Source organism: Actinomyces sp. HMSC075C01 (assembly GCF_001812965.1).
Classification (GTDB): Bacteria; Actinomycetota; Actinomycetes; order Actinomycetales; family Actinomycetaceae; genus Actinomyces; species Actinomyces acetigenes.
Genome location: NZ_KV811004.1, coordinates 1 through 15,955 on the forward strand (window position 1 = coordinate 1; position 15,955 = coordinate 15,955).

The following is a 15,955-nucleotide window of genomic DNA, read 5'->3' on the forward strand; positions in this document are numbered from 1 at the left end:
CCCCCGCCTCCTAGCACCACAGACTCACCGACCCACGACAGCACCCCAGATCCCGAGCCACCGCCGAAGCCGACTCACCAGCCGCCACATCACGACGCACACCCTGATCAAACCAATCCCCAGACACATAACACCCCTCCACGAGTGGTGCATCCACCACCAGAACCCACCCCTCATCGGCGTCAAAGTGTCCAAATGGGACGACTATGACGCCACAGCCTGCAAGATCCGTTCGTATATGCGCAGGTCAGGGTGATTCGACTTCATCCAGCCCGCTCGCAGCGGCTTCAAAGTCGTCCCATTTGGACAAAATCCACCCCCTCCCACCACACCTCCTCGCGGCCGGAACGGACGAGACCAGTGCCGACGAACAAAGCGCACCCGTGCGTCCGTCAGGCCCTCCGCGTACGCCCCCGGCGAAGTGCCGGCGCCGCCCGTCGGGCAGCCCCCGCCCCTTCCTAGGAGTACCCGAGCCAGCAGCCCCGCCCCCGAGAATCCCCACCTCTCTGGAGGAACGTCGGACCGACATTGGGCAGCATCCGCAGGCTCACTGAGGGCCTCTCGAAGGCCCCCTGGGCAATCGCTATGCGACTCTCGGACCTACTGCCCAGCATGTGGGGTGTGCGTCACCACGACTCTCCTCCGGTGTCCGAATGGTGTTCGTGACCATTGACGTTGTACGGTTGCCCCACGACATATTTGACCAGGAAGAGCGCGCCCACGTGCGCGCCGTGACACGTTGGAGGGGGTCGAGCCTATGGGGCGCGGCCGTCAGAAGGCCAAGGCAACCAAGGTTGCCCGTAAGCTCAAGTACTTCAGCCCGGAGACCGATTACAAGGCTCTGGAACGGGAGCTCGTCTCAGCGTCCTCGGGATCCGAGTCTGACGACGAGATCGACTACGAGGAGCTGGCCGCCAAGTATGCCGTCGACGACGATGACTGGGACGAGGACGGCAAGTAGCCCACCCCAGTCGAGGGCCGGAGGAACGCACCTGCCGGCCCTTCCGCACGCCTAAGAACGCGCGCGTCGAGGCCGTCGGGCAGCCATCTGTGTCACTCTCGGCGACTTTTCACTCCCGAACCGAATCGCCTGTGTCGCATCGACCCAGGTCAGGGCGGTGCTGCCCTGACTCGTTGCTCCAGAACCGGCCCAGTGAGGATTGAATAGTCGCCATCCGTGACACCTCGCGATGGCTCAGGCGGTGTAGGTGCCGTGAATGTCGACCGCGCCCCCATCGACGCCCTTCGTTCCGGCGACCACCCGCCCCCGGGCCTCGTACTTGCCGGCCTCATGCACCTCTCCCAGCACCCAGGCGGGGATGTCGGAGCCCTCGGCGACCCGCAGGACGGCATCGACCACGCCCGGGTCAACAACGGCGACCATTCCCACCCCCAGGTTGAGGGTGCCCTCGAGGTCCTCCCACGGCACCGAGCCGAGCTCGCGCACGGTGGTGAAGACCGGCGGCACCGTCCAGGAGGAGCGGTCGACGTCGGCGATGAGCCCGGCCGGCAGGACCCGGGCGACGTTGGCGGCCAGCCCCCCACCGGTGATGTGGGACAGGGCGTGGACCGGTGCTGGGGCGGCCGGCGAGGACAGGGTCTCCAGCATGGCCAGGCACACGCGGGTGTACAGGCGCGTGGGCTCGAGCAGCTCCTGGCCCAGGGTGCGGCCGAACTCGGGGACCTCACGCTCCAGGTCCCAGCCGGCGTGCTCGATGACGCGGCGCACCAGGGAGTAGCCGTTGGAGTGCAGCCCGGAGGAGCCCAGGGCGACCAGGACGTCGCCGGCGCGCACCTTCTCAGCGCCGAGCATCCGGTCGGCCTCGACGACGCCGGTGGCGGCCCCGGCGACGTCGTACTCGTCGGGGGCCATGAGGCCGGGGTGCTCGGCGGTCTCCCCGCCCAGCAGCGGGGTGCCGATGGCGGCGCAGGCCTGAGCGATGCCGCGCACGATGTCGGCGATCCGCTCGGGGACGACGTGCCCGCAGGCGATGTAGTCGGTCATGAGCAGGGGGCGGGCCCCGACCACGACGATGTCGTCGACGACCATGCCCACCAGGTCCTGGCCGATGGTGTCGTGGATGTCGAGGGCCTGGGCGATGGCGACCTTGGTGCCCACGCCGTCGGTGGAGGTTGCCAGCAGGGGGCGGTGGTAGTCGCGCAGGGCGGAGACGTCCACGAGCCCGGCGAAGCCCCCGACGCCGCCGACGACGGCCGGGGTCATGGTGGAGGCCACGGCGTCCTTCATGAGCGCGACGGCCCGGTCCCCGGCGGCGGTGTCCACGCCGGCGTCGGCGTAGGTGATGGCGGGGGCGGGCTGCTCAGGCTGCTCGGGCTGCTGGGTCATGGTGGGGCTCCTTGTGGACTCGGGTCGAAGGTGCGGTGGTGGGCGGACGGGGCGAGGGCGGAACGGGTGGCCGGTGCGCATCGCCGACGGCGGAACGGGTGGACTCCGGCGGACCGGGCCAGCCGGCCGGGGCGAGGCAGGCGCCGGGGCCCGGGCTAGGTCGTTGACCCCAGGGGGCTGCCGGAGGCCAGGTCAGGGCGGGTGATGCTGCCCGGCGGCACGGTGCGGCCGGCGTGGTCGGCCTCCTCGCGGCGCCGGCCGCGGTAGGCGGTCGGGACGCGGCGCACCGGGATGGCGGCGCCCATCAGGCTGCGCACCGGCGGCGGGATCGGGTAGTCGCCGGTGAAGCAGGCCATGCACAGCTCGTCGGCCTTCTGGCCGCTGGCGGCCACCATGCCCTCGACGGACAGGAAGCCCAGGGAGTCGGCTCCGATGGACTGACAAATCTCCTCCACGTTCATGCCGGTGGCGATGAGCTCGGCGCGGGTGGCGAAGTCGATGCCGTAGAAGCAGGGCCACATGACCGGCGGGGAGGAGATGCGCACGTGGACCTCGGCGGCGCCGGCCTCGCGCAACATCCGCACCAGGGCGCGCTGGGTGTTGCCTCGCACGATGGAGTCGTCGACGACGACGAGGCGCTTGCCCTCGATGACCTCGCGCAGGGGGTTGAGCTTGAGTCGGATGCCGAGCTGGCGCAGGGTCTGGGTGGGCTGGATGAAGGTGCGCCCCACGTAGGCGTTCTTCACCAGACCCTGCCCGTAGGGGATGCCGGAGGCCTGCGCGTAGCCGATGGCGGCCGGGGTGCCCGACTCGGGCGTGGCAATGACAAGGTCGGCCTCCACCGGGTGCTCGCGGGCCAGGGCGGCGCCCATCTCGTTGCGCGAGGTGATGACGCTGCGTCCGGCGATGCGGGTGTCGGGGCGGGCCAGGTAGACGTACTCGAAGACGCAGCCGGCCCGCCGGGCGGTGGCGAAGCGGGTGGAGCGCACGCCGTCCTCGTCGATCTCGATGAGCTCGCCGGGCTCGATCTCGCGCACGAAGGCGGCGCCGATGATGTCCAGGGCGGCGGTCTCGGAGGCTACGGCCCACCCGTTGCCCAGGCGCCCCAGCACCAGGGGGCGCACTCCGTGGGGGTCGCGGGCGGCGTAGAGGGTGCGCTCGTCCATGAAGACCAAGGAGAAGGCACCGCGCAGCATGGGCAGGACCCGGTGGGCGGCCTGGTGGACGCTCAAGGGGGCCGGCGCTAAGTAGGCGGCGTCGAGCTCGGCGTCGTCGGTGATGCCGGAGGTGAGGACGTCAGCGGCCGAGTCCCAGCCCTCCAGGGCGCCGTGCTCGGAAACGAGGTTGAGCAGGGCGGCCAGGACGGCGGTGTCGGTGGAGGAACCGCGGCCGAGCTCGCCGCTGAGGTCCTCCCCGGAGGTGGCGCGCACGGCGTCCATGAGCTCGCGGGTGTTGGTGAGGTTGCCGTTGTGGGCCATGGCAAGGGTGGAGCCGGCCGCCGGGCCGAGCATCGGCTGAGCATTCTCCCAGGTGGTGGCGCCCTGAGTGGCGTAGCGGACGTGGCCGACGGCGATGTGGCCGGTGAGGTTGGACAGGGCCTGGTCGTCGAAGACCTGGGAGACCAGGCCGAGATCCTTGTAGACGAGGATCTGAGAGCCGTTGGAGGTGGCAATGCCGGCCGACTCCTGGCCACGGTGCTGGAGGGCGTACAGGCCGAAGTAGGTCAGGCGGGAGACGTCCTCACCGGGGGCCCACACGCCGAAGACGCCGCACTCCTCGCGCGGCGAGGGCTCGAGCTCGTCGCAGTGGTCGTCGGGCAGGGCGCTCAGGCCGGGGGCGACGACGGGCCCTGCGGGAGCCCCGGGAGCCTCGGGGGTCGCCGGATCGGGCGGGCTCTGTCGGCTGGGCCGCCCCAGGGGATCGGAGGAGTCGGCCCGCGGTGTGGAGCGGGTGCCGTCGGGATGGTCGAAGGTGATCTGCGAGGGGTTCTCACCGGTGCGCACACGCACAGTCTGTCACGCCCGGGCGCCATCTGCCCATTGCGGTCGCCGGAGCCGGCCCGTCTCAGGGGCGCTCCTGGCGCAGGAGCTGGAAGCGGATGCCGGAGGCTGGGTCGGCGGACAGGAGGCGGACCTGCACGCGCTCACCCACCGGGAGGCCGCCGTCTAAGGCCCTCTTGCCGGCGCGGATCTCGGTGACGACGGCGGGCTCGGCCAGGACGAGCTCGCCGCGGCCATCGCGCTCGGAGGTGATGACGCCATCGAAGACCTCACCCTCGTGCCCGCGCAGGACCAGGGCCTCCAGGGCGGTCAGTGCCCCACGGCCGATGGCTCGGGCGCGCCTGCCGGTCTGCTCCATGACGCCGGGAAGATCCGGCAGCGCCTGGAGGACCCACTCGGGCACAGGCCCCTGGGCGCAGGCAGCGATGCAGACCTCCTCGCCGTAGCGGTCCACGAGTCGGCGCAGCGGCGCGGTGACGTGGGCGTAGCGGGCGGCGATCGCGGAGTGGACGGCCTCCTCGGAGTCGGCGGCCTCGTCGTCGGCGGGGACCCCGACGCCGCCTACCCCGAAGGCGAGGTAGCCCGATCCGCGGAAGAGGGACATGGCCTGCTCCATGAAGGCCGCGTGGGCGGGCACGGCATGGTCCAGGCCGCGCACGAGCTCGGGGTAGGGCTGGGCGGCCGGCCAGTCGATGCCCAGAGCCGCGGCGACGCGCCGCAGGCGGGCGTAGTCCTCGGGGCGCGCCGGCGGCAGGGTACGCAGGATGCCGACGCCGCAGTCCACCATGATCCGGGCGGCGCACATGCCGGTGAGCAGGGAGATCTGGGCGTTGTACTGCTCGGCGGGCACGGGCACGCGGTAGGCGAGCCGGTAGCCGGCGGGGCCGGGCCCCTCGGTGGGGTCCGCGTCCCCTGCTGACTCTGCCGGCTCCGCCGCCTGCACTGTCTCTGCCGCTTGTGCCGCCTCACTCACCTCGACGACCTGCTCGGGCGTGGTCATGCTGATGCCACCGCGGGCGGTCTCGCGCTCCAGGCGCAGGCGGCCGATCTCGGCCAGGAGCTCGGGCAGGTCGGCCGGCGCCTGACGGGGCAGGGCTCCCTCCCCGTCGATGGCGGCCTGGACCTGGGCGTAGCTGAGGCGCACCCGCGAGCGCACGAGGGCCCTCTCGACCCGGGCGGAGACGACCTCGCCGCGCTCGTCGAGGTCAATGGTCCACAGGCAGGCCGGCCGCTCGGCGTCCTGAAGCAGGGAGGCGGCGCCGTGGGAGAGGACCTCGGGGTGCAGGGGCGTGGCGGCGTCGGGGGCGTAGATGGTCTCGCCACGGCGGCGCAGCTCGGCGTCCAGGGCGCCACCGGGGGTGACGAAGGTGGCCAGGGAGGCGATGGCGTAGTGGACTCGGTAGGTGGCCGCCGGCTCGGGGGTGCCCCCGACGTTCCCCGCGGCCGTGCCGGCCTGGTGGGGCTGCGCGACCAGGCGCTCCAGGAGCACCGCCTGGTCGAGGTCCATGGAGCCGGGCGGGTCGATGGTGACCAGCTCCAGGTCGCGGGCGTCGCGGGCGCCGTCCGCCAGGAGACGGGCGGGGCCGTCCTGGGCCCAGGCACCGGCGGCGGCCTCCGCCTCGGCGAGGGCCTCGGGCGGGAAAGCGGTGGGCACCTCGTAGTGCGCGCGCAACGCGTCCAAGGTCCGAGCGACCTCGGCGGGCGGGGCGGTGTAGGAACTCAGGCGCGTGCGACTCACGGGATGAACCTACCGGCGCCGACCCTCAGCGCAGTGCCAACAGGCGGATGGGGGCGGAATCGGCCCAATCTGTCACAGGCGGCGACTTTTAGGACCAAGTGCGCTCCGCAGACGACCAGTCAGAACGCGTTGACGCTGGTCAGGACCTTGCGCCCTGACGCCTGCCCCGACAGCGCGCGTTGAAAAGTCGCCATTTGTGACACTTTCGTCCTCTGCGCGGTTGGCACAACAGTCCGCGACGCCTCGGGACATGGGTGACGGTCCCGACGAGTCCGCGGAGCAGCCCCGGCTCCCAAAGCGACAGTCAGAATCGGGGCGGCGGCGCTACGGCGGCACGGCGACGGCCATACCGGCGCCGGTCGGTCCAGACCGGACAGGCTTTCAGAGCTTGACCAGGGGCAGGTAGGCGGACAGGTCGCAGCGCTCGCCGGAGGCGTGCAGGGTGCCGCCGGCCAGGGCGTCCTGCCAGGTGAGTCGGCCGGTGGCCAGGGACAGCCAGGTGGGGGCGTCGGTCTCGACGACGCTGGGCGGGGTGCCCCGGCGGTGGACGGTGCCGGCGACGGCCTGGGTGACGCCGAAGGGCGGGACTCGCACCTCGACCGAGCGCCCGGGAGCGCAGGCGGCGAGTTCTTCGAGGGTGTAGCGCACGGCGGTGGCGGTCACCCAACGTCGGGCGGCCCGGTCGGCGGGACTGGCGGAGGCAGCGCCACCGGCGGCTCTTTCAGCGCCGGCAGGTCCTTCAGGGGCGTTGGCCGCTCCATCGCCGGACGTGTCCTGCTCCTGGGCCCACTGGCGCAGGGCCTGAGCGCCGGCGGCGGGGTCGATGCGTCGTCTTGCAGCCATGGCGCGAAGCCTATGCCGGACCTCCCCGGGGAGCATCCTGCGTCAACGGGGACACCGAGCCTCTCAGACTCGGCCTCTTCGCTCCTCACACGCGTCGTGCGGGGCGCCCGCACCTGGCGGGACCCCGCACGACGAGGCGGTGATAAGGCTCGCCGGCTCAAGCAGCGGCGGCAGCGGCCTGCGCCTCGGCGCCTTCCTTGCCGCCCTGACCGTCGGCGTTGCGCCCCAGCCCCTTGAGGACGATGACCAGCGCGGTGGTCACCACCGTCCCGGCCAGGATCGCCAGGAGGAAGCCACCGAAGTTGGTGATGGCGAAGGCAACGAACACGCCGCCGTGGGGCGCGCGGGAACCGACGTGCATCGCCATGGTCATCGCACCGGTGACCGCGCCGCCGGCCATGGTGGCCGGGATGACGCGCAGCGGGTCGGCGGCGGCGAAGGGAATGGCGCCCTCGGAGATGAAGGACAGCCCCAGCAGCCAGGCGCTGCGCCCGTTCTCGATCTCTGCCTTGGTGAACAGTCGCGAGCGCAGGAAGGTCGCGGCGGACATCGCCAGCGGCGGCACCATGCCGGCGGCCATGACGGTGGCCATGATCTCGTAGGGGGCGGTGTTGCTGGCGCTGGCCTCGGACAGGCCCGCGGTGCCGAACAGGTAGGCGGCCTTGTTGATCGGCCCGCCCAGGTCGAAGCACATCATGAGCCCGAGGATAATGCCGAGCAGCACGGCCGACCCGCCCCCGGACATGGAGGTCAGCCCGTGCTTCAGCCCGGTCATGAGGGCGGCCAGGGGCCGCCCGAGGACCAGGTACATGACGGCGCCGACCACCAGCGTGGTGCCCAGTGGGATGACGACCACGGGCATGAGCCCTCGCAGCCAGGCCGGCGCATTGAGCCCGGCGAGCCAGGCCGCGAAGTAGCCCGCGAGGATGCCGCCGACCAGGCCGCCGATGAACCCGGCACCGACCTGAACCGCGACAACCCCCATGACGAACCCGGGCGCGATCCCGGGCCTGCCAGCCAGCCCGAAGGAGATGTAGCCGGCCAGCGCCGGAACGAGGAAGCTCATGGCCGCCTGCCCCAGCAGGAACAACGTCCACCCGATGTACAGCAGCAGCCCGGACTGGGAGACGGTGATCGTCTCGGTTCCCACGACGTTGTCGGCCGAGTTCTTGATCTCGTGGACGAACTCGTTGCCGGGCAGGTTCCACAGGGAGTAGTCGCTGATGGAGATCTTCTCGTAGAGGTTGGCCACGTCGTACCCGGCCAGGAGGAAGCCCAGGGCGATGAGCAGACCACCGGCGGCCACGAAGGGGATCATGTAGGACACCCCGGTCATGACCGAGCGCTGCAGGCGCCGAGCCCAGTGCTCGGAGCCCTCCTCGCTCTCCTCGCTGGACCCGCCGCCGGACGGCACGCGGGCGGCACTGGGGTCGTCGACGGCGGCCAGGGCCTTGTCCACCAGGGAGCCGGCGTCGTTGACGGCGGCCTTGACCCCGACGTCGATGACGGGCTTGCCGGCGAAGCGCTCGCGGCCCTTGACCGGCAGGTCGTGGGCGAAGATGACGGCGCTGGCCCGTTTGATGAGCTCGGGGTCGAGGGCGTCGATCTTGCCCGAGCCCTGGCCCTCGATGGCCACGGTGATGCCGCGGTCCTTGCCGGCCTGCTCCAGGGCCTCGGCGGCCATGAAGGTGTGGGCGATGCCGGTGGGACAGGAGGAGACCCCCACGATGACGGTCTGACCTTCCGCCGGGGCCGACGACGCCGCAGCCTTCTTGGACCCCACGGCGCCGTCTCCTTGGGTCGAGCCCGCGGCGCTTCCGGCCTCACCGACTGCGCCGTCCTCGGCCTCCTCCCCGCCGTCGAGCAGCTCGGGCTGGACCTGCTTGGTGACGATGCGGGTGATCTCCTCGGCGTCGGCGGCCTGGCGCAGGGCGTCGGTGAACTCGGTCTGCATGAGTCCGCGGGCGAGCTTGGCCAGGAGTTGGAGGTGGAAGTCGTCGGCACCGTCGGGAGCGGCGATCATGAAGATGAGGTCGGCGGCCCGTCCGTCGGCGGCCCCGAAGTCGACCGGCTGCACCAGGCGGGCGAAGCCGAGGCTGGGGGCCAGGACGTGAGAGCTGCGGCAGTGCGGGATGGCGATGCCTCCGGGAATCCCGGTGGGGGCGGTCGACTCGCGCTTCTTGGCGTCGGCGGCCAGGCCGTCGGGGCTGGAGGCCCGGCCCGCACCGGCCACGGTGGCGGCCAGGAACTCGATGACGTCTTCCTTGCTCGGGCCGGCGTCGGCGTCGAGCGCGACCAGCTCGGGGATGATGAGGGGCTTGTTCTCGGTCATGGTCTTCCTTGGTGTCCGAGGTGCCGTCGCCCGGTGGGCTGAGGCGGGTCACAGGTGGTCAAGAGTGGTGGGCATGCGGTCAGTGGTGGTCAGGTGGCGGATCGGTGGGCGGGTGGTGAACAGTCGGTGGCCGGTCGACGGCGGAGCCGGCTGGGCGGTGGCCGGCCGCCGACAGGCGCCGGGAGGCGGGGCTCACGGGTCTGCGGCCCCAGCGCCCGCGGGCATCCCGACTCAGGCGAGCCGGGTGACGACGGCCGACTGCTCGGGCAGGTCGGCGGGCGTGGGCAGGGTGGTTCCGGGCAGGGAGGCGGCGGCCGAGCCGTAGGCCATGGCGGTGCGCAGGCGCTCGGCCTCGTCGCCACCGTTGACGTCGGCCAGGATGTAGCCGGCCACTGAGGAGTCCCCGGCGCCGACGGTGGAGACCACCGGGACCTCGGGGGCGGTGGCGTGCCAGGCGCCGTCGGCGGTCACCAGGACGGCGCCGGCGGGGCCGAGGGTCACCATGACGGCGCCGATCCCCAGGCCCACCAGGAGGCGGGCGGCGTCGACGACAGGGCCGTAGTCCCCCTGGACGGCGCCCTCCTCGAGGGCCATGGCGCGCTCGGCGGGCAGGCCGGCGAGCTGGCCGAGCTCCTCACCGTTGGGTTTGATGAGGTCGGGGGCCGATCCGGGCAGCTCGACGGCCAGGGCGGCCAGGGGCTCGTCGGAGGTGTCGACGGCGATGCGCAGCCCCGGGGCGGCCTCCCGCAGGAGCCCCACGAGGCGGGCGTACCACCTGGCCGGCGCGCCCGGCGGCAGGGAGCCGGACAGGACCGCCCAGTGGTGGGGGGAGGTTCCGGACGACGCCCCCGTGAGGGTGAGGGTCTCCAGGAGGGCGTGCTCGACGGCGTCGATCTCCTCCTGGCTCAGGCCCGCGCCCAGCTCGTTGAGCTTGGTGGTGGTGCCGTCGGGCTCGGTGACGGCGGTGTTGATGCGGGCGGGTCCGGCCACGGGCACGGATCGCACGGTGAGGCCGGGCAGCTCGAGGGCGCCCAGGGCGGTGAGGATGGGGTCGTTCTCTGCGGCGGGCAGGACGGCGGTGGCGGCGCGCCCGGCGTTGGACAGGACGCGGGCGACGTTGACTCCCTTGCCTCCCGGTTCCATGACGACGCCGGTCAGGCGCTGGACGGCGCCGCGCTGGAGGGGTCCGGGCAGGGAGACGGTGCGGTCGAGGGACGGGTTGGGTGTGAGGGTCAGGATCATGCGACAAGTACCTCGGTTTCGGTGGCGGTGAGCTGGTCGATGAGTGCGGGCGGGAGCTCGACGTCAGTGACCAGGAGGTCGATGTCGTCGAGGGAGGCGAAGGAGACCAGGTGCTCCTGGCCGATCTTGGTGGAGTCGACCAGGGCCACCACCTGGCGGGCGCTGCGCACCATGGCGCGTTTGACGGTGGCCTCGTCGGGGTCGGGCGTGGACAGTCCGTGGGCTGCGCTCAGGCCGTTGGCACCCAGGACGGCGACGTCGACCCTCAGGGTGGACAGGGCCTCGACGGCCTCGGGGCCGACGGCGGCCTGGGTCAGTCCTCGCAGCTGGCCGCCGAGGATCCGCACCCGGGTGCGTCCGGCGCCGGCCAGCCAGGCGGCGGTCAGGACGGAGTTGGTGATGACGGTCAGGTCGCTGTCGCCCGGCAGGAGGCGGGCGAGCGACCCGGTGGTGGTTCCGGCGTCGATGAGGAGGGTGATGCCGGGCCCCGGTGCGAGCCGCGCCAGGGCGGCGCGGGCGATGGCCTGCTTGGCGGCGGGATTGACCTGCTCGCGCTGGGTCACGCCGGTCTCCGGCAGGGCGGGGGCGGGAATGGCACCGCCGTGGACCTTGCGCAGGGCGCCGCTGCGGTCCAGGGCGGTCAAGTCGCGGCGGATCGTCTCAGGGGTGACGTCGAAGTGCTCGGCGAGCTCGGTGACGAGGACCCGCCCTGCACCGCGCACCTGCTCCACGATCTGGCGGTGCCTGTCCTTGATGCGCATGTTCACCCCCTGGAAGATCCGTGCCGTCAGCCCAGTACGCCCGTTCGGGCATCCACTCAACTCTGAATGTCTGAACAGACGCAAGAGTATGTCTGTTCGAACATTCATGTCTACCCCCTGAGTGACTCACAATACATTTCATAGGTTGTTTTGAGAACAGGGGCCGCCCAACGGGCGCCGTCGCACCGTCGAGGACGTACTTCTGCGACCAGGACTGCGTTCTCCGACAAACGACTGCGGACGCAACCCAGTGGCCTGTAGGACAACGCAGTCCTCGAACGGGAAGTACGTCCTCGACGCGAACCGCAGTCCCCACTGCCCCGGACCACCTGCCCCCGGACCACCCGAACCGTCCCCGATGGAGCCCCGCCATCGCCGGCCCCCATCAGACAGGACTCGTGCCCGCCTCCCCCGGTGAAGGGTGACGGGCACGAGTCTCCCGCGTATCGCTGCGTCAGGCTGGGTCAGCCTGGCACACAGCCTGGGTCAGCCTGGGGCAGGCTGTATCAGCCGGCATCAGCCGGTATCAGTCGACCTGCCGTCTGCGGCGCAGGATGAGGTAGCCGACGACGAGCAGGGCGAGGGCGAGCACCCCTGCGCTGAGCGAGGCGCCGGTGCGGGCCAGAGGACTATCACTCGCCGTCTTGGCCGGGCGGTCGGGTTCGGCCGCCCGGCCGGGCGCCCCGGACGCGACCGGGGTGGCGTTGGCCGCGGGCTGTGCACTGCTGCGGGCGGACGGCTCGGTGCCACCACCCACGGAGGGCTCATCAGCGGCACGGCCGCCCTGCGGGGTGGACGCCGCCGTGCCGTCAGCACCATCCGCCGTGCCGCCGGCCCCGTCCGCAGTACCGTCAGTCCCCTTTGCCGTCTTGTCACCCGGGTCCGCTCCGTCACCTGCTCCATCACCGGCCTCAGCGCCGGGGCCGGCCGCATCCTCATCCTCGATCTCGACCGAGAAGCGGTTGAGAACCGTGCCTGCGGAGTCGAGGGTCTCGACGGAGGCCCAGCGGCAGGTGGCGGCCTGGACCGTGCGGCAGGAGCGCGTGGGGGCGTCGGTCGGGAAGGTGAGGTTGAAGTCGACCCGCCCGGTGGTCGGGCCGGTGGGGTCGACAGTGAGGTCGAGGTCCTTGGTCAGGAGCTCCTTATCCCCCGCGCTCACGCGTACACGCCGGGCGCCGGCGGCCTGCTCGGTGGGGTTGGTGTAGGCCAGGGAGTCCAGGGTCACGGAGACCGTGTCAGTACTGCGCGCGCCGCCTGAGCTGATGTACACCGGCCCCACAGTCATCCCGGTCTGCCGCTTGGAGTAGCCGGCCTTGACGGGCTGGTCGCCGAAGGAGGCCAGGTAGGCGGAGGTGACGTCGCGGTCGAGGACACCGGTGTTGGTCACGGGCTTGTCCTTCAGGACGGTGTAGCCGTCGCCTCCCGCCAGCAGGAAGGCGTTGGAGGCGACGACGACGCTGTCGCCGTCGGCCAGTGGCTTGCCGTCGACGAGGATCTCGCGGATCGCGGGGGCGGCTGCGGCCTCACCCCCGTATGCGGGGTCGGTGGTGGCCTCGGTGAGGACGTCGACGTTGCTGGACAGCCCCAGGGTGAGCACGGGACGACTGGAGCCGGGCTGCCACTGCTGGGACAGCAGAGTCTTGAGCTCGGCGCCGGTGAGGGTCGTGTAGGCCATCTCGTTGCCGAAGGGCTGGACGGTGTAGGCCTCCCCCGAGGTCAGGACGCCATCGCCCTCCGAGCCGGAGGCGGCGTAGAGCAGGTCGGCACGCACGCCGCCGGGGTTCATGATGCCCACGTAGCGGGTGGAGCCGGTCGGCTGGATGTCGGTGGCGAGCCAGCTGCGGAAGGACTCGGCGATGAGGTTGGAGACGGTGGACTCCGTGCCTCGGTTGGCGCCGGGGCCCGAGCCGTCCGAGCCGCGCAGGAAGTCCGAGCCGATCTTGGCCAGTGGCTTGCCGCCCTCGGCGGCGGAGTCCTTCTCCGCCTGGGACACGATTCCGGCGACGCCGTAGGCGTCGGTGGTGCAGCTCGAGCTGCGCAGGTCCTCGTTGTCGGCGCTGACCACCGAGGTCTTCCGGCTGGCGGGGTCATAGCTGAGGCGGATGCGGCCCAGCGCCCAGCCGTAGTGGTCGGCCTGGACGACGGCGATCGGGTTGCCCTCGGCGCCGGTGACGGTCTTGGCGAAGGGCACGTGGGTGTGTCCGGAGAAGACGGCGTCGACGTTCTTGGAGAAGCTCGTGGCCGTGGAGGCCGCGTCCTCATGGCTGAGCACGACGACGACGTCGGCCTCACCATTGGCCGGGTCACCGTCCTTGAGCTCGGCGGCACGGGTGTTGGCGGCGGCGACCGCTGGGCTCAGGGTGAGGGTGGACAGGGCTGAGGGTGACACGAGGGTGGGAAGCTCATCGGTGACGACGCCGACGAAACCGACGCGCACACCGCCGACCTCCTTGATGAAGACCCCGTTGCCGCCGCCCTCGGCGCTCAGGGGAGCTGAGCCGGAGACGTTGGCGGCCAGGATCGGGAAGCTCGAGGCGGGCAGGATGCGCGTCTCCAGGTCGGTCAGGCCCTGGTCGAGCTCGTGGTTGCCCAGAGCGGAGGCATCCAGGGACATCGCGTTGAGCGCCTCCATGGTGGGGCGGTCCTGGAGGATGGAGGAGACGTAGGCCGATCCGCCCACGGAGTCTCCGGCGGAGACGAACAGCGTGTTGGGGTTGGCGGCGCGGGCGGCGGAGACCTCGCAGGCCAGCGTGACAGCACCGGGGTCCTCGACGGATGTCTGTCCGGTGCGGTCAGTCTGAGTGGTCCGGGAGATGTGGCCGTGCAGGTCGGTGATGCCCAGCAGGTCGATGGTGGTGGCACCGGCGGCCGGAGAGTCGGCCGGGGCTGCTGGGGCGGCCGGCTCGTCAGCACCGGCAGGAGGGTTGAGCGGGAAGGGACTGAGGGCTGTCAGAGTCAGCGCGCACATGACGGCGCTGACCCTGACGGCCCGCGTGGGGTGCAGTCGCATGTCGTTCCTTGTCAGGCGGAGGGATGGTGACCCGGGAGAAGGTGAGGAGAGGAACATGGGTCACCGTATGCGCCCCTGCGATACGGGGCATTATTTTTCGTGGCACTCACTGACGTTCATCAGACAGCGCTCGTGCCCGCCTCCCCCGGGTGCCCGTCAGCGCCGTCGGGACGTGCCTCCACAGCGGGAGCACGGCGAGGAACGAGCCACGTGGATGGTTGCCAAGAGCGCCGATCCCGCACGCTCCCTCCCACGGCACGACGGCGGCGTCCGCCACCTCGGGGAAGAGGTGGCGGACGCCGTCGCTGTGGGCGCGAGCCCGGATCAGCCAGGCATCAGACGATGCCGTGGGCGATCATGACGTCGGCAACGCGGGTGAAACCGGCCGCGTTGGCGCCGAGCACGTAGTCGCCGGGGCGGCCGTACTCCTCGGCCGCCGCGACGCAGGAGTCGTGGATGTCGGTCATGATGCCGGTCAGCTTGGCCTCGGCGGTGGCGAAGTCCCAGCGGGTGCGGCCGGCGTTCTGCTCCATCTCGAGGGCGGAGGTCGCCACGCCACCGGCGTTGGCGGCCTTACCGGGGGCGAAGAGGATGCCGGCCTTCTGGAAGGCCTCGACGGCCTCGGGGGTGGAGGGCATGTTGGCGCCCTCGGAGACCACGCCGCAGCCGCCCCGCAGCAGGGTGTTCGCCGCGTCGCCGTCGAGCTCGTTCTGGGTGGCGCAGGGCAGGGCGACGTCGCCGGGGACGTCCCACACGGAGCCGCCGGTCACGAGGCGGGCACCGGGGCGACGCTCGACGTAGTCGGCCACGCGGCCGCGCTCGACCTCCTTGACCTGCTTGAGCAGCTCGAGGTCCACCCCGGCCTCGTCGACGACGTAGCCGGAGGAGTCGGAGAAGGTGATGGGGGTGGCGCCGAGCTGCTGGGCCTTCTCGATGGCGTAGATCGCCACGTTTCCGGCACCGGAGACGAGAACCTTCTTGCCCTCGAGGGACTCGCCCTTGGTGGCGAGCATGGACTGGGCGAAGAGCACGGTGCCGTAACCGGTGGCCTCGGTGCGCACGAGGGAGCCGCCCCAGGCCAGGCCCTTACCGGTGAGGACGCCTGCGTCATAGGAGTTCCGCAGGCGCTTGTACTGGCCGAACAGGTAGCCGATCTCGCGGCCGCCCACGCCGATGTCGCCGGCGGGCACGTCGGTGGAGGGGCCGATGTGACGGGCCAGCTCAGTCATGAAGGACTGGCAGAAGCGCATGACCTCGGCGTCGGAGCGTCCGTGCGGGTCGAAGTCGGAGCCGCCCTTGCCGCCGCCGATGCCCTGGGCGGTCAGGGCGTTCTTGAAGATCTGCTCGAAGCCGAGGAACTTGATGATGCCTGCGTTGACCGAGGGGTGGAAGCGCAGGCCGCCCTTGTAGGGGCCCAGCGCCGAGTTGAACTCGATGCGGAAGCCGCGGTTGACGTGGACCTGGCCGGCATCGTCGACCCACGGGACCCGGAACATGATCTGACGCTCGGGCTCGACGATGCGCTCCAGGAGGGCGCCCTCGGCGTAGTGGGGGTGCTTGGCGATGACGGGACCGAGTGACTCCAGCACCTCGTGGACGGCCTGGTGGAACTCGACCTCTCCACGGTTGCGAGCCACAACCTGCTCATAGACCTTCTCGACAACGTCCTGCATGGGGGACTC

Annotated in this window: 10 protein-coding genes; 1 reads left to right on the plus strand and 9 read right to left on the minus strand. The window is 71.4% G+C overall.

Annotation, left to right across the window (positions count from 1 at the left end; translation table 11 throughout):
* Positions 1-757: 757 nt before the first annotated feature.
* Entirely contained in the window at positions 758-961 is a 204-nt protein-coding gene (locus HMPREF2883_RS08140) for a DUF3073 domain-containing protein (RefSeq protein WP_070660853.1), read from the plus strand.
* Between the two features lie 234 nt (positions 962-1,195).
* Here the strand turns inward: HMPREF2883_RS08140 and purM are convergent, their stop codons facing one another.
* The 9 genes from purM to gdhA form a co-directional block, all read right to left on the minus strand.
* A complete protein-coding gene (purM, locus tag HMPREF2883_RS08145; RefSeq protein WP_070660857.1) occupies positions 1,196-2,347 on the minus strand; it encodes a phosphoribosylformylglycinamidine cyclo-ligase in 1,152 nt (383 codons plus the stop codon).
* Between the two features lie 155 nt (positions 2,348-2,502).
* Positions 2,503-4,176, minus strand: a complete 1,674-nt coding sequence (purF, locus tag HMPREF2883_RS08150; protein WP_256277397.1) for an amidophosphoribosyltransferase — start codon at positions 4,174-4,176, stop codon at positions 2,503-2,505.
* Positions 4,177-4,411: 235 nt separating this feature from the next.
* Positions 4,412-6,085: an RNB domain-containing ribonuclease gene (locus HMPREF2883_RS08155; RefSeq protein ID WP_070660860.1), complete on the minus strand. Its 1,674-nt coding sequence runs from the start codon at positions 6,083-6,085 to the stop codon at positions 4,412-4,414.
* A 381-nt stretch (positions 6,086-6,466) separates the two neighbouring features.
* Positions 6,467-6,928 carry a sterol carrier family protein gene (locus HMPREF2883_RS08160; RefSeq protein ID WP_070660864.1) on the minus strand — a complete coding sequence of 154 codons (462 nt, stop codon included), beginning with the start codon at positions 6,926-6,928 and terminating at the stop codon, positions 6,467-6,469.
* Positions 6,929-7,085: 157 nt separating this feature from the next.
* Complete coding sequence (locus tag HMPREF2883_RS08165; protein ID WP_070660867.1) at positions 7,086-9,260, minus strand: PTS fructose transporter subunit IIABC; 2,175 nt, start codon at positions 9,258-9,260, stop codon at positions 7,086-7,088.
* Between the two features lie 231 nt (positions 9,261-9,491).
* The gene (locus HMPREF2883_RS08170; protein ID WP_070660869.1) at positions 9,492-10,502 is read right to left on the minus strand and encodes a 1-phosphofructokinase family hexose kinase; all 1,011 of its coding nucleotides are present in this window, start codon (positions 10,500-10,502) and stop codon (positions 9,492-9,494) included.
* Positions 10,499-11,263 (minus strand): DeoR/GlpR family DNA-binding transcription regulator, encoded by a 765-nt coding sequence (locus HMPREF2883_RS08175; protein ID WP_070660911.1) that lies wholly within the window; start codon positions 11,261-11,263, stop codon positions 10,499-10,501. Before HMPREF2883_RS08175 ends, HMPREF2883_RS08170 begins: the two co-directional genes overlap by 4 nt.
* Before the next feature lie 526 nt (positions 11,264-11,789).
* On the minus strand, positions 11,790-14,273 hold the full coding sequence (locus HMPREF2883_RS08180) for a 5'-nucleotidase C-terminal domain-containing protein (RefSeq protein ID WP_070660872.1): 2,484 nt from the start codon (positions 14,271-14,273) through the stop codon (positions 11,790-11,792).
* Between the two features lie 335 nt (positions 14,274-14,608).
* Positions 14,609-15,946 carry an NADP-specific glutamate dehydrogenase gene (gene gdhA / locus HMPREF2883_RS08185; protein WP_070660875.1) on the minus strand — a complete coding sequence of 446 codons (1,338 nt, stop codon included), beginning with the start codon at positions 15,944-15,946 and terminating at the stop codon, positions 14,609-14,611.
* Between the last annotated feature and the right edge of the window lie 9 nt (positions 15,947-15,955).